Raw genomic sequence first — 23,610 nt, forward strand, 5'->3', positions numbered from 1 at the left:
GTCGAGCCAGGCGGGTGGGACGAACTCGGGGTGGCCGTCGTTGGCGAGGTGGACGGTCCAGTCGCTGTGGTGAACGTGGCGGTGGTGGTGGCCGCAGAGCAGGACCGCGTTAGCCAGACACGTCGGGCCGCCGTCTGTCCAGTGCTGGATGTGGTGGGCGTCGCACCAGCGGGGTGGGCGGTCGCAGCCGGGGAACGCGCAGCCGCGGTCGCGCAGCACCAGGGCGCGGCGGAGCGGGCCGGTGATGAGCCGGCGTTGTCGGCCGACGTCGAGCGGTTGGCCGGCGCTCCCGAGGATGGCGGGCAGAACGGCGGCATCACAGGCGAGCCGACGCACGGCCTCGGCCGTGAGGTGCAGGCCGGTGTCGAGAGCGCCGGCGCTCAACTGTCGCGTCAACCCGTCATAGGTCGCGGTCACGACGAGTTGGGTGGGGTCACCGCCGTGGTCGGGCAGTTCGCCACCGCGCAGGGCGAGTCGGCAGACATCGGCCAGGGCGTCGTGTCGGCGTTGCCCGGGGGTGCGGGTGTCGTCGGGCCCGGTGGGTGCGGTAAGTGGGTCGATGGTGGCGCGCAGCAGCGCGGCGGCCTCGGTGTCGAGGATGCCGCTGAGGCGTAGTCGGCCGTCGGGTTGTTCGCTGATGGTGAGGTGCCGGTCGCGGGCGGCGCGCGACTCGTCGGCCCGCAGGGCCGCTTCGGCGGCGGCGTCCGCGACCTCCGGGGCGACGTGGTCGAGGATCCGGGTGCCAAGCTTGCGCAACAGTGTGGCGTCGAACTGTGCCGCCCACTCGACGAGCACGCCGACGGCCTTGTCGGCGGCCGCCGGCCCGGCGGCGGTGTGGACGGTCTCGACCGTCTCGGCGATGACTCGGACCTGTTCGATGTCGACCAATCCGCCGGCCAGGGCGTCGCGCACCCCGGCCGGGCTGGTGTCGAATGTCGCGGCGAGCGCGACGAGGCGGCGGGCCGCGCCGACGCCGAGGCGTAGCCGGTCGCGCAGCCAGACGGCTGTGCAGGACGCGCCCTGCGCGGTGGCGGTGCCTCGACCGTCCAACTCCCGGACGAGGGTCAGCTTGACCGCCGCCAGGCGTTGCTCAAGGCGGTGCGTGGCATCCAACGCCGCGACGAGATCAGGCTCGGAAGCGGCCCAGGCGGACGCGTCGAAGCAGGCCACCACTGCGGCTTCGGCCTGCTCCAACGCATCGATCACCACCAGAGAATAGAACAGATGTACGACACTTTCGGCGTCCTGATCCCATCCGCAGTGGCCGGCACACGAATCCGGGTGGTCGCCAGGCCAGCACCCGCCAGGAGACGCAGCGCCGGCAGCCACCAATCGTCCGGCGGCACATCGGGCCGCCCGCTCGGGTAGATCGCCGTCTATGATCCACCGACGGCGCGACTGTCTGGGGGCGGACATGATCAAGGCGGTCTTCTTCGATGTCGGTGGGACGATTCTCGACGAGTCCCACGAGTTCGCCGCCTGGGCCGACTGGCTCGGCGTTCCCCGGCACACGTTCTCGGCGGTCTTCGGCGCGGTGATCGCCCGCGGTCTGGACTATCAGGAGACGTTCCGGGCTTTTCGGCCCGACTTCGATCTCGCGGTCGAGGTGGAGCGCCGAGCGGCCGCCGGCCAGCCGGAGTCGTTCGGCGCGGAGGATCTCTATCCGGACGCGCGGGGCTGCCTGACCGCCCTGCGGGAGCAGGGCCTGCTGGTGGGCCTCGCCGGTAATCAGCCGGCCCACGCCGAGTCGACCCTGCGCGCTCTCGACCTCTCCGTGGACGTGATCGGCACGTCGCACGGCTGGGGCGTGGCGAAGCCGGCACCGGCCTTCTTCGAGCGGGTCGTTCGCCACGGCGGCGGCGATGCGTCGTCGATCCTGTACGTGGGCGATCGGCCTGACAACGACGCCCGCCCGGCCCAGGAGGCCGGGATGCCGACCTGTCTGATCCGGCGCTCTCCCTGGGGGCACATCCTCGACCTCCCGGAGGTGTCCGAGCGCTGCCTGTTCCGGATCGACTCGCTGGACGAACTCCCCGGCCTGGTCGCGAAGCACAACGCGGCCGGCGGCTGACCCGCCGACCGCGTGCTCGTGCGGTCCTGGTGGCCGCCTTCCCCGGGCGGCCACCAGGACCGGGGTCAGGTCAGCGAGCAGGCCGCTCCGTTGACGGTGACCAGGCCGGGGCTCGGGTTGGCACCACCGGAGGTCGTCGCGTTGAAGCCGAACGTCACCGTGCCGCCGGGTGCGATCTTGGCGTTGTACGACTCGTTGCGCGCGGTCACCGTCGCACCGGACTGGGTGACCTTCGCCAGCCACGCCTCGCGTACCCGCTGGTCGCCGGTGAACGCGAACCGCACACTCCAGCCGTTGACGGTCGTGGTGCCGGTGTTGTTGACGGTCAACTGGGCGGTGAACCCGGTGCCGCCCTGCCAGGCGCCGTAGTTGGTGTAGCGCACCGAGCAGGTGGTGGCCGGCACCGCGCCGGCGTCACCCTGGTCGGCCAGGAACGAGGCGATCCAGGCCAGCGCCGAGTTCCAGTTGATCGCCACCTCGTTGGTCGAGTACGAGTTGATGTCGTCGACGTAGCAGAACATCGGGGCGCAGCCGGCGAGCAGCTGTGCCACGAACGGGTCCTGCAGGGCCGCGTTCGGGCCACCGGCGAGGGAGCCGGCGGGCGGTCGGGGAAGGTTCGGGTCGAGCTGGTGGCCGAAGATCCGACTGTGTTGGTTCTGCGCCGCGTGCTCGCCCCACCCGGTGACGTAGGAGATGTTCAGCGCGTTGCGACCGAGCACGTAGTCCATCGCCTGCACGGCACCGTCGCGGTAGGCGGGGTTGCGGGTCAGGTCGAAGGCGGTGGCCAGCACGACGGCGTTGTTGATGACGTTGCTGTTGCCGCCCCAGAAGTAGCTGTTGGCGTCCCCGGGCATGGGCAGCCCGTACGCCTGCCGGCGCAGCTCGGCGAGGTACGCGTCGGCGGCGGCGGTGACCGAGGCGCGAACCCGGGTCAGGTCGGCGGCGGGCAGCCCGTTCGGCACGGTGGCCAGGTCGAGGCGGCCCAGCGCGGCCACGCTCTGCCAGCCGAAGCCCCGCGGGTCGAACACGTTCCCGGTGTGGTGCGGTGAGGCGGTCAGGTCGGTCAGATAGTTCTGCGCGCCGGTGGTCAGGTACAGCTCGGCCGCCGCCCAGTAGAACTCGTCGGCGACGAAGCTGTCGTCGTACGCGCCGCCGCCGGTGCCGTCGGTCGGGCTGGCGTACACCGCGGGGTGGGCCTTGGCCGCCGCGTAGGCCGTCTTCGCGGCAGCGGCGCAGCGGCCCGCGAAGGCCGCGTCGTAGGGGGCGTAGAGCCGCGCGCACTGGGCGGCGGTGGCGGCCAGGTTGAGGGTGGCCGCGGTCGACGGTGGGTGCAGCTCGCGCGGCTGCGGGTCGTCCTGCGGGGCGAGCGGCAGGCCGGTCCAGTTCTGATCGTGGATCTTGTGGTGGACCATGCCGGCCAGTGGCTTGCCGGCCGGCACCTGCATGCGCAGCAGGAACTCCAGCTCCCAGCGGGCCTCGTCGAGGATGTCCGGCACCCCGTTGTCGCGCTCGGGCACCCGCAGCGTGCCGTCGGCGAGTTCCGCGCCGCCGTTGGCGGTGGCCGCCGTCCTGGTCCGCTCGAAGGTGTTCAACAGTTGGTAGGTGGCGATGCCGCCGTTGACCACGTATTTGCCGTGGTCACCGGCGTCGTACCAGCCGCCGCGCACGTCCAGGGAGTAGTCGCAGACGCCCGGCTGGCAGGGCACGTTGGTGTCGCCCTGGTTGGGTGCCACGTCGAGGTGCCCGGCGGGGCGTGCGTACTCGTCGCCGATGAGGTCGCCGTCGATGGCGATGCCGCTGCGCTGGGCGTAGAAGAACTGCAACGAGTCGGAGCGCAGCTGGTCGTAGACAGCGCCGGAGATGTCGAACGGGTGGCTGGTCTCGCCGTCGACGGTGAGCGTCAGCCCGCTTCCGGCGGTGCGGTAGCTGGAGAAGTCGACGGTGTGCACGTTCTGCCCGGAGGCGGCGTCGACGCCGCGAGCGGTGGTGGTGCCACTGGCCACGACGGTGCCGGCGGCCGAGCGCAGCTGCCAGGGCAGCGCCTCGGTGGCGTCGGTGACGACTGTGGCGTTCTTCGGGCCGCCGGGCAGGTAACCGACCTGGTTGACGCGCACCCGTGGCCCGGTGTCCGGCTCGTACGGCTCGGGTGGTTCACCGCCGCGCAGCGAGACGTCGTCCAGGCAGATGGTCTGCGTCTGGGCGGAGCCGCCGACCTGGAAGATCAGTTGGGCGTTGGGGTTGTCGTCCGGGACGGTGAAGGTCTGTTCGACCCGCTGGGCGGTGCCGGTCGCGGTGGCGTCCACGGCCGCGTACGTGGTGTAGGGGGCACTGCCGAGTTGCAGCACGGCCTTGACGGCGGCGCCGGGGGTGGCGGAGACGGCGAAGCCGAGGGTGTATTCGGCGCCGGCGACCAGCGGCACGCCGTCCTGGCCGATGCCGGCGTCCCACGGGTTGGCCAACCCGCCGGCGACGGTGGTGCAGAGCCGGCCGTCGGTGACCGCGAGCGGGCCGGTGCCGAAGGAGAACCAGGGGCTCACTCCGGCGCTGAAGTCGCCGTTGTCGATCTGCTCGGGGGCGTCCGGTGGTGGTTCGGCGTGGGCCGCGCCGGCGCCCGCGCCGGTGAGGGCCAGGGTGGTCGCCGCGGCCAGCAGGAGGCGGCGTCGGGATGGCGTCACGGGGAGTCCTTCCGGGACGGGAAGTGGGACGGCGGGGGTGGTCGATACCTGGGAGCGCTCCCAGGTATCGGCTCGATGTTTCCAGCGTCGGTCCGTCATGTCAATTGATCTGGTTGGATGGGTGTGGGTGTCCGACGAGGGCGGCCAGTCGCCGAGTGGGCGCCGACGCGCCGACGCGGCGGACGTGAGATTGGCCGCGCCACGCGCCGTCGTCCTGATCTCCTAGAGACAACTGCGCCCTTCGCCTGGCAGGCTGCCTCCCATGACCCTGAAGCTGCGTTCCGTGGGAACGAGCGACCGTGGGCTGATCCGCAGCGGAAACCAGGACGCCCTGCACGCCGGCAACTGGCTCGTCGCCGTCGCCGACGGCATGGGCGGGATGGCCGCCGGCGACCTGGCCAGCGCCCTCACCATCGACGCGGTCGCCCCGCTGGACGTGGAAACCCCCGAGGACGCCCTGGTGGCCGCGCTCGAAGGTGGCATCGCGTTGGCCACCTCCCGGATCCGCCAGGCGGTCGCGGAGGATCCTGAGCGCCAGGGCATGGGCACCACACTGACCGCCCTGCTCTTCGCCCGTACCGGTAGCTGTCTGGCCCTCGCGCACGTCGGCGACTCCCGCGCCTACCTGTTCCGTGAGGGCGTGCTCAAGCAGGTCACCCGGGACGACACGTTCGTCCAGATGCTGGTGGACCAGGGCGTGATAACCCCCGACCAGGCCAGCAGCCACCCGCGCCGAGCAGTCGTCACCCAGGCCCTGCAGGGCGACGAGGTCACGCCGTCGTACTCGACTATGGTGCCCCGGGCCGGCGACCGGTGGCTGCTGTGCAGCGACGGCCTCTCCAACGTCGTCCGCCCGGACACCCTCACCGAGGTGCTGAGCGACTACCCGGACCGGGCTGCCTGTACGGCCAAGCTGATCGACCTGGCACTGCACGCCGGCGCACCGGACAATGTCACGGTGGTGGTGGCCGACGTTCTGGAGGAGTAGGCCGGCGCTCAGCGTCGGCGTGGCGCGGCGTGCCGGGTGGGCGTCGCCGTTCCCGGATCCTCCGGCCACGGGTGCCGGGGGTAGCGCCCGCGCAACTCGGCGCGGACCTGCGGGTATCCGGTACGCCAGAACGACTCCAGGTCAGCGGTGACCGCCACCGGCCGGCCGGCGGGGGAGAGCAGGTGCAGCAGCACCGGCGCGCGCCCGTCGCCGACGCGGGGGGCCACCGACCAGCCGAACGTCTCCTGGAGCTTCACGGCGAGCACCGGCGCGGCCGGGTCGGTGTAGTCCAGCCGGACCCGAGAACCGCTCGGCACCTCGATCCGCTCCGGGGCCAGCTCGTCCAGGCGGGCGGCCTGCGCCCAGGGCAGTAGCCGGCGCAGCGCCGACGTGACGTCCACCCGGGCCAGGTCGGCCCGGCGCCGGCCGGCGGCCAACTCCGGGCCCAGCCAGGTCGGCGCGGCCTCGAGTAACGCCTCGTCGCTGACCTCCGGCCACGGAGCGCCCAGGTGGTGTCGGAGGAACGCGAGCCGTTCGCGCAGTGCCCGCGCCGCCGGCGTCCAGGTCAGCAGCCCCAGCCCCTCCTGGCGCAGACCGGTCAACAACGCCGCCGCCACCTCCGCCCGGTCCGGCCGGTCCAGCCGCCGCTGGAGCAGCTCGATCGCGCCCAGCCGGGTCACCTCCCGCGCCACCACGTCACCGTCGGACCAGCCGACCTCGCGGCTCGTGCGCAGCAGCGGGCCGGCCGCCTCCCGGGCCGTCGCCTCGTCCACCGGCGAGGCCCGGCGGATCCGGGCCGACGGCGCGCCGGGGGTGCGGTCCGCGACGGCCACCGCCAGCCAGTCGGACCCGGCCAGCCCCGACCCGGCCGCCAGCTCCGCGGCGGTCCCGCCGGTCATCAGGTACGCCGATCCGCCCGGCCGCCGCACCCGCGCCAACCGCTCGGGGTACGCCAGACCGACGAGCAGCCCGGCGGCGAGATCGTCGCTCAGCCCACCCGAGCCGACTCGGCCCCCGGTCTCCGGGCCGCCCCCTCGGCCGGCGCGGTCGGCGCGGCTGGCTTCGGTGCGGCTGCCTCCGGGGCGGCCGTCGGGTGAGGAGCCGGCGGGCAGCGCGGCGCGCAGCCGGCGTACCTCGGTGCGCCAGCGGGCGGTCGCGCCCGCGTCGACGCCGGTGCGCAACCGACGCCAGCCGGCCACCAGGTCGTCGCCGGGGCCGGCCGCGCTCTCCTCGGCGAGCAGGGCGACCACCTCGGCGGCCCGGTCGGCACCGACCCGGCCGGCGCCGTCGAGCAGCGCCCGGGCCAGCCGTGGGTGCGCGCCGGCCGCGGCGATCGCCCGGCCCCGCGCGGTGATCCGCCCGTCGCCGTCGACCGCGCCCAGGGTTCGCAGGGTGTCCCGGGCCACCGTCATCGCGGCGGCGGGTGGCACGTCGGGCAGCGCGAGCCCGACGCCGTCCGGTCGGCCCCAGGCAGCCAACTCCAGCGCGAAGCCGGTCAGGTCGGCGGTGGCGACCTCGGGCTCGGCCCGGGCGGGCAGCCGCTCGTGGGTCGCCGCCGACCAGCAGCGATAGACGTACCCGGGGGCCTCCCGGCCGGCCCGGCCAGCCCGCTGGGTGGCGGCGGCACGGGAAACCGGCACGGTGACGAGCGCACCCAGTCCGCGGGCCAGGTCGATGCGGGGTACCCGGGACAGCCCGGCGTCCACCACGACCCGTACGCCCGGGACGGTCAGGCTGGTCTCGGCCAGCGCGGTGGCCAGCACCACCCGGCGTCGATCAGCGGGACGCAGGGCGGCGTCCTGCTCGGATCCGCGTTGACGGCCGTGCAGCGGCAGCAGCGCCACGGTGTCCCGCAGGTCGGTCAGCCGGCCGGTGACCGCCGCGATCTCGCCGGCCCCGGGCAGGAAGACCAGCACGTCGCCGTCGTGCTCGCGCAGCGCCCGGCGGACGGTGGCGGCCACGTGGTCGAGCAGGGCCCGGTCCACCGGCCCGGCTCCGGGCGGGGCGATCGGGCGGGCCGGCGGTGCCCAGATCCGCTGCACCGGGTGCAGCGCCGAGTCGGCCCGCACCACCGGGGCCGGGACGGACCCGCCGAGCAGCGCGGCGAACCGTTCGGTGTCCGGGGTCGCCGACATCGCCAGCAGCCACAGGTCCGGCCGGAGGGTGGCCCGGGCCTCCACGGTGAAGGCCAATGCGAGGTCGGCGTCGAGTTGACGTTCGTGGACCTCGTCGAGCAGCACGGCGCCGGTGCCGGGCAGCTCCGGGTCGTGGTGCAACCGCCGGACCAGCAGGCCGGTGGTGACCACCTCCACCCGCGTCGCCGGGCCGACCCGCCGCTCACCCCGGACCGCGTAGCCGACGCGCTCGCCGACCCGCTCGCCGAGCAGCTCGGCCATCCGCCGTGCGGCGGCCCGGGCCGCCACCCGGCGGGGTTGGGCGATCACCACCCGACCGGTCACCCGGTCGGCCACGGCCAGCGGCGCGAGAGTGGTCTTGCCGGTGCCCGGCGGGGCGACCAGGACGCCGGCCCCGGCCGCGTCGAGGGCCGCGACCAACGCCGGCAGCACCGGGCGTACCGGCAGGTCCAGGGTTACGTCGGAGAGCACGGCCCAGTCTCGCACCGGCGCGGGTGCCTCAGTGGCGACGGACCTCGCCGACGCCGAGCACGAAAGCCCGCCAGGCCACCGGGCCGAAGGCGAGGACCGGGCCGGAGCGGTCCTTGCTGTCCCGGACAGCGACCTGACCGTCGGCTGTCGCGACCTCCACGCAGTTGCCGTTGCCACTGCTGCGCGTGCTGGTGCGCCAGTCCGCTCGGGTCGGGTCGTACGCCGTCATCCCCGTTTACCTCTCGTCTGCGTCGGCGTGCCGCAGAGCGGTCACGCAAAGTTACGAGAAGCCTGCTCGATGCGGGTCAACGACGCCGCTGGATCGAGCGCCATCCGGCACAGCTCCTCGTGCAGAAGGCTATACCCGAGCACATGATCGGCTTCCTCCAGCGCCAGTCCCATCGTGAGGTTATCCAGGTAAACCACGGAGGCGTCGGCGGCCTCGGCGAAGTTGAGGATCACGTACGGCGTGCTCATCGCGGGATGCCCGCCGACCGCGAATGGAAGTACCTGGATTCTCACGTTGGGTAACTGCGCGATGCGACTCATGTGGGCCAGTTGTTCGGCCATCACCGCGGCGCCGCCAACCGGGCGCAGCAGCACCGCCTCGTTGAGAACCATCGACAACTGGACCGGGTCCTCGTGGCTCAGTACCTCCTGGCGGCGCAGCCGGGCGGCGACCTTGCGCTCCAGGCCGTCCTCGCCCGCGGTGCGCCGGAAGATCTCCCGCGCGTACGCCTCGGTCTGGAACAGCCCGGGTACCGACTCGGCCTCGTACGAGCGCAGCGTCGCCGCCTCGGCCTCCAACCCGACGTAGAACTCGAACCACTCGGGCAGCACGTCGCTGTAGTTCTGCCACCAGCCGCGTTGCTGTGCCCCTCGGGCGATCTCGATCAGCGCCTCGGCGTCCGAACCGGTCACCTGGTACAGCGCGAGCGCCGCCCGGACGTCGCGCGGCTTGATGCCGATCTGCGCGTTCTCGATCCGGGAGAGGTTGCTCTTCGACATGTCGAGTTGGCGGGCCGCCACGTCGAGCGTCATGCCCTCGCGTTCCCGAAGCTGGCGGAGCTCCCTGGCGATGCGTCGACGGCGCACGGTAGGGCTGGCGGCGGGTCGGATGGCGGGGGTGGCGGTCACCGTCCGAGTCTGCCACGCCAAGATCCGCAGGTCGCGCCTGTACGGAGTGCAACTTTCAAATCTGGGAGTTGCGTTGCAGTAGCTCTCGGTGCATCCTTTCCCGGTCGCGATCACTGTGGACACACCTGTGCGGGAGGACCGTTGCTCATCGCCGACGAGTTCTTTCTGATCGCGCACAACGACAGTCGTGGCAAGGCCAAGCTGCACCCGGCGGCGACCGGGCTCGGGCTGGCGAGTGGACTGCTCGGCGAGCTGCTCCTCTACGGACACATCACCGTCTCGTCCGGGCAGGTCACGGTCATCGACCGGCGGCCGCCGGCCGACGCGCTGGCGCACACCGTGCTCGACCAGCTCATCGGCGAATCCCAGCACCGGGAACTGCGTACCTGGCTCAGCTTCCTGGCGCAGAGCGCGACGACCTCGGTCGGGGAGCGCCTGGCCCGCGCCGGCGTGCTGCGCCGCCAGGAGAGCCGCCGACTGCTACGCACCTCGGTCAGTTACCTGCCGATCGACCTCAACGCGGTGGCCTGGCCGGCCACCCGGCTGCGGGCCCTGCTGGACCGGCCGGACCCACCGAGCGTGCCGGACGCCCTCCTGCTCGGCCTGGTCGTGGCCGCGGGGCTGACCCGTGAGGTGCTGTGGAGCGCTGGCCCCCGCGCGCACCACCGGCTGAACGTCCTCATCCCCGCGCTGCCGGCGCCCCTGAAGGAACTCGTCGGGCACACCGAGGCTGCCGTCGGCGCCGCCGTGCTGCGCGGCGTCCCCTGATCCCCCGGTACCCCCTACCCCCTCCCTCGACGACCGGAGTAGTCGCATGCCCCCGACATCGACAGTCGACCGACCCAGCAACGTCTCCGAAGCCCTGGCCCGAGGTCGTCTCGGCATCCCCTCGGTGATCTTCTTCGTGCTCTCCGCCGCCGCGCCGCTGACCGTGGTGGCCGGCGTCGTCACCACCGGCTACGGCGTCATCGGGGTGACCGGTGTTCCGCTGGCCTTCCTGCTGGTCGCCGCGGTGCTCGCCCTGTTCTCGGTGGGTTACGTGGCGATGTCGCGCAGGGTGGAGAACGCCGGAGCCTTCTACGCCTACATCTCCCGCGGACTGGGCCGGCCGGCCGGCGTCGGCGCCGCCTGGGTCGCACTGATCGCGTACAACGCGCTGCAGGTCGGGCTGTACGGCACCATCGGCGCCGCGGCCAATCCGGTGCTCGACCGGATCTTCGGCGGGCACCCGCACTGGGCCGTCGTGGCCCTGGTGGCGTGGGCGTTGGTCGGCCTGCTCGGCCTGCTCCGGGTGGACCTCAACGGCCTGGTCCTGGCCGCGCTGCTGATCGCCGAGATCGTGGTGATCCTCATCTTCGACCTGGGGCAGCTCGGCAACCCGGCCGACGGTCAGGTCAGCTTCGCCACGTTCTCGCCAGACAACCTCTTCGTACCCGGGGTCGGCGCGGTGCTGGTACTGGCCATCCTCGGCTTCGTCGGCTTCGAGTCCGCCGTGGTCTTCAGCGAGGAGAGCAAGGACCCGAAGCGGACGGTTCCGCTGGCCACCTACCTCTCGGTGGCGATCATCGCCGGGTTGTACGCGCTGTCGTCCTGGACCATGACGGTCGCCGTCGGGCCGGACCAGATCGCCGCACAGGCCGGCGAGCAGGGCGTCGAGCTGATCTTCAACCTGGCCGCCTCCCAACTCGGCGACACCGCCGTCACCATCGGGCAGGCGCTGTTCCTGACCTCCGTGCTGGCCGCGATGATCTCGTTCCACAACACCACGGCCCGCTACACGTTCGCGCTCGGTCGGGAGCGGGTGCTGCCGGCGGTGTTCGGGCAGACCTCGGTCCGTACCGGGGCGCCCCGCGCCGCCTCGGTCGCGCAGAGCGTCCTCGGTCTGGTGGTCATCCTGCTGTACGCGGTCAACGACTGGGACCCGGTGGTCAAGCTGTTCTTCTGGGGCGGCACCACCGGTGGGTTCGGCGTACTGCTGCTGATCGCCACCACCTCGGTGGCGGTGATCGTCTACTTCGCCCGCTCCGGCGGCGGCGAGAACCTCTGGCGGCGGGTCGTCGCACCGGGTGTCGCCACCATCGCGCTCTTCGTGATCATCTGGTTGGCCGTCGCGAACTTCGCCAACCTGCTCGGCGTCGCGCCGGACTCCACCCTGCGCTGGGCGCTGCCCGCCGTGTACCCGGTGGCGGCGGCGCTGGGCATCGGCTGGGCGCTGGTGCTGCGCGGCAGCCGCCCCGACACGTACGCCCGGATCGGCCTCGGCGCGGCGAGCGCCGCCGCTGCCGTCATGCCGGAGGCGCCGGCCGCCGTGGAGGTGACCCGATGAGCGTGACCATTGAGCGACTCGGGCCGGAGGAGACCACCCTGGTGGCCAACCGGATCGCCGAAGCGTTCACCGTCCTTGAGGTGACGTACTGGCTGGTGCCCGACGCGAGCAAGCGGGAGGCCGTGCTGGCGGGGGACTTCGAGATTCTGGTCGGGCACGCGATGCGGCACGGCATGGTGTACGCCACGGCGGACCGGGCCTCGGTCGCGGTCTGGTTCACGTCGGTCGGTGAGCCGCCTCCACCGCCGGCCGACTACGACGCCCGACTGGCCGCCGCCTGTGGCGAGTGGACCGACCGGTTCCAACACCTCGACGAGCTATTCGCGGCGAACCACCCGCATCCGGATCACCACCACCTGGCGTTCCTGGCTACCCAGCCGGGCCGGCAGGGGCAGGGGCTGGGCAGCGCTCTGCTGCGGCAGCACCACGCCTGGCTGGATGCCAACGGGATGCCGGCGTACCTCGAGGCGAGCAGCCCACGCAGCCGGGACCTGTATGCCAGGCACGGTTACCTGGCCGGCGAGCCGTTCCGGGTGCCGGACGGAACGCCGTTCTGGCCGATGTGGCGGGAGCCTCTCGGCCGGTGACCCTCCGCTGACGTTCGGGGTGTCCGTGATGTCACGTGCGCGTGACAACGCGGGCGCGCGAGAGGGCCGGGTCCGACGGACCCGGCCCTCTCGCGTGAACCAACTACTCAGTACGTGCCGTCGAGCTGGCCGCGCAGCTTGGTCAGCGCCCGGGTCAGCAGCCGCGAGACGTGCATCTGCGAGACCCCGATCTGGTCGGCGATCTGCGACTGGGTCAGGTTGCCGTAGAAGCGCAGCGTGAGGATCTTCTGCTCGCGCTCGTCGAGGGTGGCCAGTGCCGGGCCGAGGGCGACGCGCAGCTCCGCCAACTCGAACTCGTTGTCCTCGCCGCCGAGCATGTCGCCCAGCTCGGTGGCGCGCTCGCCGTCACCGGTCGGGGTGGACAGCGACACCGCGTTGTACGCGCGGGCACCCTCCAGGCCCTCCAGCACCTCTTCCTCGGTGAGCTTGAGGTGGGCGGCGATGTCGGCGACCGTCGGGGAGCGGCCGAGGGACTGCAGCAGTGAGCTGTTGGCGTCGGAGATGGCCAGCCGCAGCTCCTGGAGCCGGCGGGGCACCCGGATGTCCCAGGTGCGGTCCCGGAAGTGCCGCTTGAGCTCGCCGATGATGGTGGGGATCGCGTACCCGGCGAAGTCGACGCCGCGCGACGGGTCGAACTTGTCGATGGCCTTGATCAGGCCGACCGCGGCGGTCTGGGCCAGGTCGTCGGTCGGCTCGCCGCGCCCGCTGTAGCGGTGGGCCAGGTGGTTGGCCAGCGGCAGCCACGCTTCGATCGCCCGGTCCCGCAGCGCGGCCCGGGACGGGTGGTTCGCGGGCAGCGCGGCCATCGCGTTCAGCAGGTCCGCGGCGCTGTCGGTGAGAGCGCGGGGGTCGAGCTTGGTGGTGGCCTTGGCAGCGGTGCTCCGCTGCTCGGTGATCGTTGGCGCGGTCATGGGTGGTCCTCCCTGCACCTCGTCCGCGGACAAAAAGGTGTGGCTCTTTGGTTTAGCTTTCAATGGGCCGTTCGGGACTCACCTTAACCTGATCGTCTCCCCGAAATCTAGCCGAAAGGCTGATGTACTTAAGGTGTGTTGAGCAACAAAAGACGCAAACGGGACAAGAGTCGGGAGGGTTGTGATGACCCTTACCCGTTTTTCGGGCCGGCCCCCGCCGCCGGTCAGCCCCTCGGCTCGGGCCGACCGGTCAACATGAAATCCGACAGGTGGGCAGGACTGTCGCCTATCCGTCGTTGTCCCGCTGGCGGGACCCGCCGTAGCGTCGCGGGTACACATCCGGTTCGGAGGCACCGTGCTCGATCCAGCCGCTCCCCAGCTCGTCGTGAACAGTCGCACGCTCTACTTCAGCTGGCTCCCGGCCGATCCGGACGCGGTCAGCGCACTCGTTCCGCCCGGGCTGTGCCCCCGCCCCGACCGGCAGGTGTTCATCAACCAGTACATCGTCGAGGACGAGACGCAGACCTCCGGCTTCGGCGCGTACTCACTCACGTACCTCGGCATCTCGCTCCTGGGCGTCGACGCGCCCGGCGGGCTCAACCCGGGCGGCTGGTGGACCAGCTACGTGGCCTCCAGCCGGCGGGTCCGGGAGTACGCCGCCGCTCGCGGCGCCCCGGTGCTCAGCGGCCGGACCCGGTTCGACCTCGACGGCGAGAACCTGCTCTCCGAGACGGAGGTCGACGGGACACCGTTGCTCCGGGCACGGTGCCGCGTGGGGGAGACCGGCCACGTGATCAGCAGCGGGCACCACCGCTACTTCACGCGCCGCGACGGCCAACTCCTCAGCTCGGTCTACCCGTTCGTCGCCGAGCCGGTCGCCCCGTTCGAGATCGAGTCGGTGGAGTTCCTCCAGCCCGGGCATCCGATGTACGCGCTGCGCCCGGCCAACCCACTGAGCATCGGCTTCGGCTACTACTCGCCGCGCTCCTCGTTCGCCTACCCGGGTGGGCTGAGCGTGCACCCGGTCGTCGGCGCGGCGGAGCTGGCCCGGCCGACTCACCAGGTGCCGGCCAGCCTCGCTCGCAGCGGCCTGCCGTCCGGGTCGTAGACCAGCCGGTACAACGGCAACGCCCAGGCTCGCGTGTACCACGGCAGCCGCTCGGGGCGGTGCGGGCGCAGTCGCCCGGGTGGCCGCTCGCCCACCTGGCCGTCGTCGTACCACTGTTGCAGCGCGTCGGCGGCGGCCGTGACGGCCGCGACGGCGTCCGCCGGGTCGAGCAGGTCGGCGTCGTCCGCGCCGTCCGGGTCACGGTCCAGGTGCTCGCGCCAGAGCCGCAGTCGCAGGTCCCGCGCGAAGACCCGCGCACCGTCGCCCTGACCCGCGGGGTCGGTGGGCTCCCGCTGGTCGCGGGTGTCGTCGAGCACCGCGCAGGACAACTCGCTGTCGTGCGTCCAGGACCGGCGGTTGAAGTTGTCGCTGCCCACGCTGGCCCAGACGTCGTCGACCACGCACACCTTCGCGTGCACGTAGACCGGGCCACCGGCGTGGTTCTCCACGTCGAACACGTGCACCCGGTCCGGGGCGGCCCGCTCGCACAACGACAGCGCCTGCTCGCGCCCGACCATGTTCGGCGGCAGCGCCAGCCTGCCGTCCACGTCCGGGTGCCGGGGCACCACGGCGATCAGGTGGAGCTCCGGGTTGTCCCGTAACGCGCGCGCGAACAGGTCCGCCACCTCGGCCGACCAGAGGTACTGGTCTTCCAGATAGATGAGTCGGCGGGCGCGGCGTACCGCCTTGGTGTAACCCCGGGCCACGGTCCGCTCGCCGTCGGGTGCGAACGAGTAGCGCGGGCGGACGGCGGGGTAGGTGCGCAGCACCTGGATCTGGTGCGGGCCACAGGGCGGCGGATCGGCCGGTTGCTCGGGCAGCGGGTCGGGGCGCAGGTCCGCGCCGCGTAACCGATCCCGCAGATAGGCCATCGGGTTCTCCGAGTCCAGTGGCATCGGGTCGGTCCAGCGTTCCCGGAACAGGGTGTCCAACGCGCCGACGACCGGGCCGCGCACCGCGACCTGCACGTCGTGCCAGGGCGGGTTGGATCCGTACCGGGGGGACATCTGCACCGGCTGCGGGTCGCCGTGGTGCGCGGCGTCGTCGCGTCGGCTGTGGCACAGGTCGATCCCGCCGGCGAACGCAATGTCCCGTTCCGGTGCGCCCGGGTGCCGCAGCACCACCAGCTTCTGGTGGTGGGAGCCGCCGCGCCGGACCCGCTGGTCGAGCAGCACCTCGCCGCCGGCTGCGGAGATCGTCTCGCTGAGGTCGCGGTTCTCCGCCTCGGAGTAGGCGAGCACGTCGAGGTGCGAGCGCCAGATCAGTCCCTTGACCAGCACGCCGCGTTGGGCGGCCTGGGCGAAGAGCTGGGCCACGGTCGGGCCGTCCGGGCGCAGCCGCTGGTTCGGGTCGCCCCGCCAGTCGGTGAAGAACAGGTGGTCGCCGGGGCCCAGCGCCTCCACCTCGTCGACCAGTCGGTCGAAGTACGCGGCACCGTGAATCAACGGCTCGGCGAGGTTTCCCGTGGTCCATACGGGTAACTCAGACACCGGGTTGGCGCGTTCCTGCGCGGTGAGGAACCAGTCCTGCGACGGCAACGTCCAGCCCCCTGGAGGTCGGCAACGTCCTCACGGTAGGACCCCCGACGCGGGTCCGCACGCCAGCCCGGCAGAGCGGTGATCTGGCCAACGCCATCGGAAGCGACGCGACAACAGCCCAGGAGGCCACACTATGCCCCGCGACACGACGAATCCCGGGACCGAGTACCGCGAGCCGGCGGTGGAGAGCGAACGGGGTGCGCTGGTAGCGGTGTTGGTGATGGTGATTCTTGGGGTCGCCGGGATCTTCGCGGTCTCCTGAGGCGGCGTCGGCGCCCCCGGATTGACCCGGAGGCGCCGACGCCGATCTCAGTGGTCGCGCGGGGTCAGGGCCGGGCGCCCTGACCGCCGGTGTGCGGCAGCCGCTCGGTGGGGATCACGCCGAGCCGCCCGGCCTGAAAGTCCTCGAACGCCTGGACCAGCTCGTCGCGGGTGTTCATCACGAACGGGCCGTACTGCGCCACGGGCTCCCGGATTGGCTTGCCGCCCATGATGTAGAGGTCCAGCGCCGGGGTGTTGCCGTCCTGCGCGGTGTCGGCGCTGAACCGCAGCGCGTCGCCCGGACCGTGCACCGCGAGCTGGCCGGTGCGCACCGGCCGTCGGTCGGTGCCGACCGTGCCACGACCGCCGAGCACGTACACCAGGGCGTTGAAGTCGGGCTGCCAGGGCAGGTCGACCTGTGCGCCCGGCTGCACGGTGACGTGCGTGATGGTGATCGGGGTGAAGGTCGAACCAGGGCCGCGGTGCCCGGCGATCTCACCGGCGATGACCCGGATGAGCGCGCCGCCGTCGGGCGTGGTGAGAAGCGCCGACTCCCGACCTCGGATGTCCTGGTAGCGGGGCGGGTTCATCTTGGCCGAGCGGGGCAGGTTGACCCAGAGCTGGGTGCCGTGGAAGAGCCCACCGCTCACCACCAGGTGCTCCGGCGGCGCCTCGATGTGCAGCAGGCCGCTACCTGCTGTCATCCACTGCGTGTCGCCGTCGGTGATGGTGCCGCCACCGCCGTTCGAGTCCTGGTGGTCGAAGACGCCGTCGATGATGTACGTGACGGTCTCGAAGCCGCGGTGCGGGTGCCACGGGGTGCCCTTGGGCTCGCCCGGCGCGTAGTCGACCTCGCCCATCTGGTCGAGGTGGATGAACGGGTCCAGGTCGGTGGTCGACACCCCGGCGAAGGCTCGACGGACCGGGAAGCCCTCACCTTCGAAGCCGGTGGGCGCGGTGGTCACCGTGCGGACCTTGCGGAACTTGGTGCTCTCGCCGAGTCGGGGCAGGCGCGGCAGGACAACGACGTTGTCGACGGTGATCGCTGGCATCGGGGGGCTCCTTAACGTGTGGCGTGGGTGGACGACGTGACCTGGGCCGCCCGCAGGCGGTGACCGAGTCGGTCGAAGACCCGGGTGAGGCAGGCGACCTCGGCGTCGTCGAGGTCGTCCATCAGATGGGTACGCACCGATGCCAAGTGGTGGGGTGCGGCTTCGGACAGGGCGAGCAGCCCGGCGGCGGTGAGCACCGCCTCGCTGCCGCGGCGGTCGTCCGGACACGGCTCCTTGCTGACCAGGCCCCGGCGCTGCATGGAGGAGACCTGGTACGTCAGGCGGCTGGGCGAGAAGATGAGCCGGTTGGCCAGCTCACCCATCCGCAGCCGCTGCCCCGGCGCCTCGGAGAGCAGGACCAGCACGTGGTAGTCGGCGAAGCTGAGATCGCTGTCGGCGCGCAGGTCCTCTTCGAGCTGGGTGTAGAGACGCTGGCTGGCCTCGATGTAGGCACGCCAGGCGGCCCCTCGGATGCTGTCCAGGCTCTCGGTCATGTCCATGACGGTAGCACTCTTTCAAAATTTAACTAATGGCGTTGTGCGTTGCCTGGATCACTTTCTCCTCAACGAGGGGCCAAGTCGTGCAGCTTTGAAGGAAGATGCCGATAAAGCAGAGGCGGCCAGCGGCGCGGTGTGCCAGACTCCGGCCTCGTGGAACACGTGGAGCTCACCACCGCCGACCTGCTGCTGCGCCCCTGGCGGGACGAGGACGCCCCGGCGGTGCGCGATGCCCTGCGCGACCCGGAGATCGCCCAGTGGAACCCGCAGGGTGGCGACCCGATCGACGACGACGTCGCGCTGCTCTGGGTCCGCCGCCGGGCCGACTGGTCCACCGGCGGCCACGCCTCGATGGCGGTGACGTCTGCGGCCGACGGCAAGCTGCTGGGCTCGGTGTCGCTGCACCGCATCCACGACGGCGACGCCTCCATCGGCTACTGGACGGTGCCCGCGGCGCGCGGGCGTCAGGTGGCGGTACGCGCCGTCGTCCGGCTCACCGACTGGGCGTTCACCGACCTGCGGCTGCACCGGGTGGAGTTGTGTCACGCGGTGGCCAACCCAGCCTCCTGCCGGGTCGCCGACCGGGCCGGTTTCCCCGCCGAGGGGACGCTGCGCGAGTCGTACCGGTACGGCGACGGCCGCCGCTACGACGAGCACCTGCACGCCCGCCTCGCCACCGACCGTTAGTCGGGTTGGGAGCACGCTTCGGCGCGCCTGTAGAGCTGCCCCAGATATGGGGCTGTGCACGGGGCGGCCCAGGTATGGGGCTGTGCACGAGGCGGCCTCGACATGGGGCTGTGCACGAGGCGGCCTCGACATGGGGCTGTGTACGGGGTGCCCCAGATATGGGGCAGCTCTACAGGTTGAGAGTGGTGCGGTTCCGGCCGCGCCGGTCGCCTCGAACCGTCACTCGGCGACCTTGCGCAGGAACGCCGCGAGGGCGGCGTTGACGCGGTCGATCCGCTCCGGCTGGGGCAGCGGCTCGGGCATCGGGGGCCCGGCGTGCCTCTTCCCCCGCACGTAGAGCGAGCATGCGAGGTCGGAGCACATGTACGTGCCGACCGAGTCGCCCTGTCGGCCACCCGGGCCGGCCTTGCGGGCGGTCATCAACGAGACGCCGTCGCTGAGGTGCGTGGTCAGGCAGAGCGAGCACATGCTGCGCCGTACGCGCCCGGTCTGGTGCGCCGCGGCCCGCAGCACCACTCCGACGAGTTTGCCGTCGGATTCGGTGACCAGGTAGGCCCGCTGCGGCGCCGCCGGGTCCCGCCAGCCGAGGAAGTCGAGGTCGTCCCAGGGGCGCAGCTCGAGATCGTTCGGTACGGCCATCCGCTTCGCCTCGCCCTGGGTGCAGTTGACGAAGGACTTCCGGATGGCGGATTCGGTAGCGGCTAACATAGGTAGTAGCCTAGCCCTCCTAGGCAAACGATTATTACGGCTAGGTGGGGGTGTGCTGCGTGGCACGTGCAGGGCTGACCGTCGAACGCCTGACGCTGGCCGCGGCCGAGCTGGCCGACGAGGTGGGCGTCGACAACGTGACCGTCGCCGCGCTCGCGCGCCACTTCGGGGTGAAGGACGCGAGCCTGTACTTCCACCTCAAGAACGCACGGGACCTGCGGGTCAGGATCGCTCTGCTGGCACTGGTGGAGCTGGCCGACCGGGTCGCCGCCGCGCTCGCCGGCCGGGCCGGCAAGGACGCGCTGGTGGCGTTCGCCAACGCGTACCGGGACTACGCGCGGCAACACCCGGGCCGGTACGCCGCCATGCAGATCGACCTCGACCCGGAGACGGCCGCCGCGAGCGCGGGCGTCCGGCACGCCGAGATGACCCGGGCGATCCTGCGCGGCTACCGGCTCGCCGAGCCCGACCAGACCGACGCGGTACGGATGATGCACAGCACGTTCCACGGTTTCGTCAGCCTGGAAAAGACCGGCGGCTTCCGCCACACCCCGCGCGCCACGGACGACTCGTGGACCCGCACCCTGGACGCCCTCGACGCCGTCCTGGCCAACTGGCCGCCACGCTGAGGTGCGACACCACCACGACATAGGCTCGGTGGCGTGGATGATCTGGAGCTGGCCGACTGGCGGGAGAGAGTGGCCCGGCTGTACCTGTCCGACGTCGACCTGACCGGGTTCCGCGCGGGGCGCGACGAACTCTTCGCCACCCACCCGCAGAGCCCGATCCCGGCGGCGGACCGAGCCGACTTCCCCGGGGTCCGCTACTTCCCCGCCAATCCGGACGCCGTGGTCGAGGCGCCGCTGCGGGCGGCCAGCGGCGAGCTGCGCGTCGACACGGGCGGCCCGGACGGCGTGGTCGCGTACCGACGGGTCGCGGTGGCCGAGACGCCGTGGGGGCCGTTGACCCTCTGGTGGATCGAGGCGTACGGAGGTGGGCTGTTCGTGCCGCTGCGCGACGGCACCTGCGGGCAGGAGACCTACGGGGGAGGTCGGTACCTCACCGACACCGTGAAGGGCACCTTCGGCCGGGGCGTCGAGCTGCTGCCCGGCGACCGGGTCCGGCTGGACGCCAACTACCTCTACAACCCCAGCTGTGCGTACGACGACCGCTGGGCCTGCCCACTGGCACCGCCGGAGAACCGGGTCGACGTGCCGCTGCGGGCCGGCGAGATGGCGTACCACGACTGAGCGGCCGCCCGCCCCGAGTGCTGCCGGGACGGGCGGCCGGTCGGTCGTCGCTCAGCCGGCGTTCGCGGCCGGGCTGGGCGTCCGGATCCGGGCCAGCAACTGTCGGGCCTGGTCGGCGAGCTGCGCGTCGACGGTCACCGCGTACTGGCCGGCGCGCAGTGAACTGGCCGAGGTGAAGTCACGCTGGCCGCCCGTCATCGCGTGTGCGACCGCACCGAACACGGCGCCCCAGATCGCGCCGATGACCAGCCCGACCAGGATCACCGCCAGCCAGTTGCCGACGGTGAAGATGCCGAACAGCAGGCCGATGAAGAGCCCGAACCAGGCTCCGGTACCGGCGCCGAGCAGGCCGGCTCGCCCGGTGGTCATCCGCCCGAGCACCGTCTCCACCAGGGTGAGGTTGGTGCCGACGATGGCGCTGTGCTCCACCGGGAAGCGGTTGTCGGCCAGATAGTCGACGACCCGCTGCGCGGCCGGATAGTCCGGGTACGAGCCGATCGTCACGGTAGGCGGGCCGGACTCCGGCCCGTGGCCGTCACCGGACGGCGTCGACAGGCGGCCGGCCGGCCCGGTTGGAAGCTGGTCGCCACCTGGTGTGCCGGGCTGCCACGCGGCGATCGGCCCCGAAGCTGACGTCATGAGCATCCCCCCTCGTCAGCTTCCCGGGTTCCCGCCCACGCCGACCGGTAACACCGGCGAGCACGCTGGGTGCTGTTCCTTCCTGGGGGAATGCGTGCGGGCGGCTCGGGTAGGCAGTCCGGTGGAGAGCGGACAGATCAGTGACTACGGGTTCCTCGCCGACGGCCGCACCGCGGCGCTGGTGGACACCTCGGGCTCGGTGAACTGGTGGTGCCCGGGCCGATTCGACGCCCCGTCAGTGTTCGGGCGGCTGCTCGACGACGACGCCGGGCACTGGTCGATCCGACCGGAGGGCGACTTCAGCGTCGAGCGCTGCTACCTCGACAACACCCTGGTGTTGCGGACCGTCTTCCACACCCCGCAGGGGGACGTCGCGCTGACCGACGCGCTCGCCTTCGAGCCCGGCTCGCGTGGCCACGACATCGGGATGCGCTCACCGCAGGTGCTGGTCCGCAACGTGCAGGGACTCTCCGGTGCGGTGCCGATGCGGGTGCACTACCGGCCGCGCTTCGAATACGGGCGCACCATCGCGTACCTGGTCGAGCGGGACGACATGCTGGAGGCCATCGCCGGGGCCGCGCGGCTCAGGTTCCGCAGCGACGTGCGGTTGACGACCGGCGACGGCGAGGCCGCTGCGACGTTCACCGTCCGCGCCGGCACGACCCACAACTTCGCCCTCGGGTACGCCCCGACCTACGACGCCCCGTTGCCCGAGGTGCCGGACGCTGACCAGACCATCGCCGACACCGTCGCCGGCTGGCAGTCCTGGGCCAGCGAACACGCGTACCAGGGGCTCTACGCCGATCAGGTGCGGCGCAGCGGGCTGGTGGTGCAGGGCATGACCTACCGACCCAGCGGCGCGGTGGTGGCCTCGGTGACCACCTCGCTGCCGGAGATGCTCGGGGGAGACCGTAACTACGACTACCGCTACGTCTGGGTGCGCGACTTCAGCCACACCCTGCGGGCGCTGTGGCGCTCGGCGTGCTTCGACGAGGTGCGGCGGCAGTTCACCTGGTTGGGCCGGGCGATGGGCCGGGTCGATGACAGACCGGTGCCCATCATGTACGGGGTGCTGGGGGAGCGAGACCTCACCGAGCATCGCCTGGACCAGCTCGGCGGTTACCACGACAGCCCGCCGGTGGTGATCGGCAATGACGCCTGGCAGCAGCGGCAGAGCGACATCTACGGCGCCACCATGGACGCCGCCTGGCTGATGCGCGACAAGCTGGAGCCATTCGACCCGGACGTCTACCACCTGCTCCGGGTGCTCGCCGACCAGGCCGAGCGGGACTGGAAGCTACCCGACGCGGGGATGTGGGAGGAGCGCGGCGTCCAACACCATCACGTGTCCTCGAAGGTGGAGTGCTGGGTCGCCCTGGACCGGGCGGTTCGCTTCGGCGACCGGCTCGGCGATCCGCAGGACCTGGCCCGCTGGACGGCGGCCCGCGACGAGGTGCGCGCGGCGGTGTTGCAGCGGGGGTGGAGCGACCGCCTCCAGTCGTACACCGGGATTTTCGATTCCGACGAGTTGGACGCCTCGGTGCTGGTGATGCCGCTGGTGGGGTTCCTGCGCGCCGATGACCCGCGGATGCGCGCGACGGTCCGCGCGGTGGAGCAGCGGCTGTCGCACAACGGCCTGCTGCGGCGTTGGGACGGCGACCCGGCGGGCTTCGTCATCTGTTCGTTCTGGCTGGTGAGTTGCCTCGCGTTGGGCGGCGAGCGGAGGCGGGCGCATGAGCTGTTCCGCGCACTCGCGGGACGGGTCAACGACCTGGGGCTGTTCGCCGAGCAGATCGACACGTCGACCGGCGAGCAGTTGGGCAACTTCCCCCAGGCGTTTTCGCACATCGGCCTGATCAATGCCGCCGGTGTGCTCAGCGACGTCGAGTTGGACCCGATGCTCCGCGAATGCGGCATGCCCCCGGCGCACTTCACCCCGACGCGTTCCGGATAGCGGACCGTTGGCGCTGGTTTCCCGGCCGTGGCGTGCGGGGTTGCGGGGGGCTGCACGGGGGGACAATGGCGGGATGCGGCTGGTGCTCACGGCGGACACCCACCTACCGAAGCGGGCCCGGGATCTGCCCGGGCCCCTCTGGGCGGCCATCGAGGACGCGGACGTGGTGATCCATGCCGGCGACTGGGTGGACGAGGCGCTGCTCGACGCGATGACCGCGCGCTCGCGCCGACTGATCGGGGTGTACGGCAACAACGACGGCCCGGCGCTGCGCGCCCGGCTGCCGGAGGTGGCCCGGGTGGAGCTCGGCGGCCTGCGGGTCGCGGTCGTACACGAGACCGGGGCACGAACCGGTCGTGAGAAGCGGTGTGCGGAGCGTTTCCCCGACGTCGACCTGTTGGTCTTCGGGCACTCGCACATCCCCTGGGACACCGAGGCGCCCGGCGGGCTGCGCCTGCTCAACCCCGGCTCACCCACCGACCGTCGCTCGCAACCCCACGCGACCTACCTGACGACAGAAGTTCGCGCCGGCCGCCTCAGCAAGGTAGAGCTGCACCGCATACCCCCTCGCTAACCCGCCCCGCGCCCCGCGCC

At 72.0% G+C, this 23,610-nt stretch carries 23 protein-coding genes; 12 read left to right on the forward strand and 11 right to left on the reverse strand.

The annotated features are described in order from the left end of the window. Window positions 1-1,206: HNH endonuclease signature motif containing protein (locus C7C45_RS02820; RefSeq protein ID WP_110562075.1), on the reverse strand; the 1,206-nt coding region annotated here is incomplete at its 3' end. Window positions 1,207-1,414: 208 nt separating this feature from the next. On the opposite strand from C7C45_RS02820, the gene C7C45_RS02825 reads away from it, so the two are divergent. Then, window positions 1,415-2,071: an HAD family hydrolase gene (locus tag C7C45_RS02825; RefSeq protein ID WP_110562036.1), complete on the forward strand. Its 657-nt coding sequence runs from the start codon at window positions 1,415-1,417 to the stop codon at window positions 2,069-2,071. A gap of 65 nt (window positions 2,072-2,136) precedes the next feature. On the opposite strand, the gene C7C45_RS02830 is transcribed toward C7C45_RS02825, so the two are convergent. Beyond that, entirely contained in the window at window positions 2,137-4,746 is a 2,610-nt protein-coding gene (locus C7C45_RS02830; RefSeq protein WP_110562037.1) for a glycoside hydrolase family 9 protein, read from the reverse strand. Between the two features lie 262 nt (window positions 4,747-5,008). On the opposite strand from C7C45_RS02830, the gene C7C45_RS02835 reads away from it, so the two are divergent. Beyond that, a complete protein-coding gene (locus C7C45_RS02835) occupies window positions 5,009-5,734 on the forward strand; it encodes a PP2C family protein-serine/threonine phosphatase (RefSeq protein WP_110562038.1) in 726 nt (241 codons plus the stop codon). A gap of 8 nt (window positions 5,735-5,742) precedes the next feature. Here the strand turns inward: C7C45_RS02835 and hrpB are convergent, their stop codons facing one another. The 3 genes from hrpB to C7C45_RS02850 are packed head-to-tail and all read right to left on the reverse strand — an operon-like array spanning window position 5,743 to window position 9,435. After that, window positions 5,743-8,340: an ATP-dependent helicase HrpB gene (gene hrpB, locus C7C45_RS02840; protein WP_110562076.1), complete on the reverse strand. Its 2,598-nt coding sequence runs from the start codon at window positions 8,338-8,340 to the stop codon at window positions 5,743-5,745. A 28-nt stretch (window positions 8,341-8,368) separates the two neighbouring features. Beyond that, window positions 8,369-8,569, reverse strand: a complete 201-nt coding sequence (locus C7C45_RS02845) for a DUF397 domain-containing protein (RefSeq protein ID WP_110562039.1) — start codon at window positions 8,567-8,569, stop codon at window positions 8,369-8,371. A gap of 41 nt (window positions 8,570-8,610) precedes the next feature. Further along, entirely contained in the window at window positions 8,611-9,435 is an 825-nt protein-coding gene (locus C7C45_RS02850) for a helix-turn-helix domain-containing protein (protein WP_280101365.1), read from the reverse strand. A gap of 183 nt (window positions 9,436-9,618) precedes the next feature. Between C7C45_RS02850 and C7C45_RS02855 the strand changes: the two genes are divergently transcribed. From C7C45_RS02855 to C7C45_RS02865, 3 genes are read left to right on the forward strand one after another with little or no spacing between them, the layout of a single operon-like run. Continuing rightward, window positions 9,619-10,245, forward strand: coding sequence for a GOLPH3/VPS74 family protein (locus tag C7C45_RS02855; protein ID WP_110562040.1), 627 nt, complete (start codon window positions 9,619-9,621; stop codon window positions 10,243-10,245). 46 nt (window positions 10,246-10,291) lie between these two features. Beyond that, window positions 10,292-11,803: an APC family permease gene (locus C7C45_RS02860; protein ID WP_110562041.1), complete on the forward strand. Its 1,512-nt coding sequence runs from the start codon at window positions 10,292-10,294 to the stop codon at window positions 11,801-11,803. Continuing rightward, entirely contained in the window at window positions 11,800-12,390 is a 591-nt protein-coding gene (locus tag C7C45_RS02865) for a GNAT family N-acetyltransferase (protein WP_110562042.1), read from the forward strand. The genes C7C45_RS02860 and C7C45_RS02865 overlap by 4 nt, the downstream gene beginning before the upstream one ends. A 107-nt stretch (window positions 12,391-12,497) precedes the next feature. Here the strand turns inward: C7C45_RS02865 and C7C45_RS02870 are convergent, their stop codons facing one another. Then, window positions 12,498-13,322: a SigB/SigF/SigG family RNA polymerase sigma factor gene (locus C7C45_RS02870; protein WP_110562043.1), complete on the reverse strand. Its 825-nt coding sequence runs from the start codon at window positions 13,320-13,322 to the stop codon at window positions 12,498-12,500. A gap of 355 nt (window positions 13,323-13,677) precedes the next feature. Here C7C45_RS02870 and C7C45_RS02875 point away from each other — a divergent pair, with 355 nt between their 5' ends. Further along, window positions 13,678-14,430, forward strand: a complete 753-nt coding sequence (locus C7C45_RS02875) for a hypothetical protein (protein WP_110562044.1) — start codon at window positions 13,678-13,680, stop codon at window positions 14,428-14,430. On the opposite strand, the gene C7C45_RS02880 is transcribed toward C7C45_RS02875, so the two are convergent. Then, complete coding sequence (locus C7C45_RS02880; protein ID WP_110562045.1) at window positions 14,379-15,968, reverse strand: phospholipase D family protein; 1,590 nt, start codon at window positions 15,966-15,968, stop codon at window positions 14,379-14,381. The genes C7C45_RS02875 and C7C45_RS02880 overlap by 52 nt on opposite strands. Before the next feature lie 133 nt (window positions 15,969-16,101). Here C7C45_RS02880 and C7C45_RS35450 point away from each other — a divergent pair, with 133 nt between their 5' ends. Then, on the forward strand, window positions 16,102-16,230 hold the full coding sequence (locus C7C45_RS35450) for a hypothetical protein (RefSeq protein WP_280101362.1): 129 nt from the start codon (window positions 16,102-16,104) through the stop codon (window positions 16,228-16,230). Window positions 16,231-16,294: 64 nt separating this feature from the next. Here the strand turns inward: C7C45_RS35450 and C7C45_RS02885 are convergent, their stop codons facing one another. After that, the gene (locus tag C7C45_RS02885) at window positions 16,295-17,281 is read right to left on the reverse strand and encodes a pirin family protein (protein ID WP_110562046.1); all 987 of its coding nucleotides are present in this window, start codon (window positions 17,279-17,281) and stop codon (window positions 16,295-16,297) included. An 11-nt stretch (window positions 17,282-17,292) separates the two neighbouring features. Further along, window positions 17,293-17,775: a MarR family winged helix-turn-helix transcriptional regulator gene (locus C7C45_RS02890; protein WP_110562078.1), complete on the reverse strand. Its 483-nt coding sequence runs from the start codon at window positions 17,773-17,775 to the stop codon at window positions 17,293-17,295. Window positions 17,776-17,931: 156 nt separating this feature from the next. Here C7C45_RS02890 and C7C45_RS02895 point away from each other — a divergent pair, with 156 nt between their 5' ends. Continuing rightward, window positions 17,932-18,465, forward strand: coding sequence for a GNAT family N-acetyltransferase (locus C7C45_RS02895; protein ID WP_110562079.1), 534 nt, complete (start codon window positions 17,932-17,934; stop codon window positions 18,463-18,465). 219 nt (window positions 18,466-18,684) lie between these two features. Here C7C45_RS02895 and C7C45_RS02900 read toward each other — a convergent pair whose 3' ends face one another. Continuing rightward, window positions 18,685-19,173 carry an FBP domain-containing protein gene (locus C7C45_RS02900; RefSeq protein ID WP_110562047.1) on the reverse strand — a complete coding sequence of 163 codons (489 nt, stop codon included), beginning with the start codon at window positions 19,171-19,173 and terminating at the stop codon, window positions 18,685-18,687. Between the two features lie 59 nt (window positions 19,174-19,232). On the opposite strand from C7C45_RS02900, the gene C7C45_RS02905 reads away from it, so the two are divergent. Beyond that, window positions 19,233-19,802 (forward strand): TetR/AcrR family transcriptional regulator, encoded by a 570-nt coding sequence (locus tag C7C45_RS02905; protein WP_110562048.1) that lies wholly within the window; start codon window positions 19,233-19,235, stop codon window positions 19,800-19,802. 33 nt (window positions 19,803-19,835) lie between these two features. Continuing rightward, window positions 19,836-20,423, forward strand: coding sequence for a DUF1684 domain-containing protein (locus C7C45_RS02910; RefSeq protein ID WP_110562049.1), 588 nt, complete (start codon window positions 19,836-19,838; stop codon window positions 20,421-20,423). A gap of 51 nt (window positions 20,424-20,474) precedes the next feature. On the opposite strand, the gene C7C45_RS02915 is transcribed toward C7C45_RS02910, so the two are convergent. After that, window positions 20,475-21,062, reverse strand: coding sequence for a YflT domain-containing protein (locus C7C45_RS02915; RefSeq protein ID WP_110562080.1), 588 nt, complete (start codon window positions 21,060-21,062; stop codon window positions 20,475-20,477). A gap of 121 nt (window positions 21,063-21,183) precedes the next feature. On the opposite strand from C7C45_RS02915, the gene C7C45_RS02920 reads away from it, so the two are divergent. Both C7C45_RS02920 and C7C45_RS02925 read left to right on the forward strand, forming a co-directional pair. Then, the gene (locus C7C45_RS02920) at window positions 21,184-23,016 is read left to right on the forward strand and encodes a glycoside hydrolase family 15 protein (protein WP_110562050.1); all 1,833 of its coding nucleotides are present in this window, start codon (window positions 21,184-21,186) and stop codon (window positions 23,014-23,016) included. Between the two features lie 73 nt (window positions 23,017-23,089). Further along, entirely contained in the window at window positions 23,090-23,590 is a 501-nt protein-coding gene (locus C7C45_RS02925; protein ID WP_110562051.1) for a metallophosphoesterase family protein, read from the forward strand. Window positions 23,591-23,610 lie beyond the last annotated feature (20 nt).

Origin of the sequence: Micromonospora arborensis (genome assembly GCF_003205615.1) — a bacterium.
Lineage (GTDB): Bacteria > Actinomycetota > Actinomycetes > Mycobacteriales > Micromonosporaceae > Micromonospora > Micromonospora arborensis.

Coding starts and splice junctions, on each gene's coding strand:
- C7C45_RS02825 (WP_110562036.1), top strand. CDS start 1,415: ATGATCAAGGCGGTCTTCTTCGATGTCGGTGGGACGATTCTCGACGAG.
- C7C45_RS02835 (WP_110562038.1), top strand. CDS start 5,009: ATGACCCTGAAGCTGCGTTCCGTGGGAACGAGCGACCGTGGGCTGATC.
- C7C45_RS02845 (WP_110562039.1), bottom strand. CDS start 8,569: ATGACGGCGTACGACCCGACCCGAGCGGACTGGCGCACCAGCACGCGC.
- C7C45_RS02860 (WP_110562041.1), top strand. CDS start 10,292: ATGCCCCCGACATCGACAGTCGACCGACCCAGCAACGTCTCCGAAGCC.
- C7C45_RS02865 (WP_110562042.1), top strand. CDS start 11,800: ATGAGCGTGACCATTGAGCGACTCGGGCCGGAGGAGACCACCCTGGTG.
- C7C45_RS02870 (WP_110562043.1), bottom strand. CDS start 13,322: ATGACCGCGCCAACGATCACCGAGCAGCGGAGCACCGCTGCCAAGGCC.
- C7C45_RS35450 (WP_280101362.1), top strand. CDS start 16,102: ATGCCCCGCGACACGACGAATCCCGGGACCGAGTACCGCGAGCCGGCG.
- C7C45_RS02885 (WP_110562046.1), bottom strand. CDS start 17,281: ATGCCAGCGATCACCGTCGACAACGTCGTTGTCCTGCCGCGCCTGCCC.
- C7C45_RS02890 (WP_110562078.1), bottom strand. CDS start 17,775: ATGACCGAGAGCCTGGACAGCATCCGAGGGGCCGCCTGGCGTGCCTAC.
- C7C45_RS02900 (WP_110562047.1), bottom strand. CDS start 19,173: ATGTTAGCCGCTACCGAATCCGCCATCCGGAAGTCCTTCGTCAACTGC.
- C7C45_RS02915 (WP_110562080.1), bottom strand. CDS start 21,062: ATGACGTCAGCTTCGGGGCCGATCGCCGCGTGGCAGCCCGGCACACCA.
- C7C45_RS02925 (WP_110562051.1), top strand. CDS start 23,090: ATGCGGCTGGTGCTCACGGCGGACACCCACCTACCGAAGCGGGCCCGG.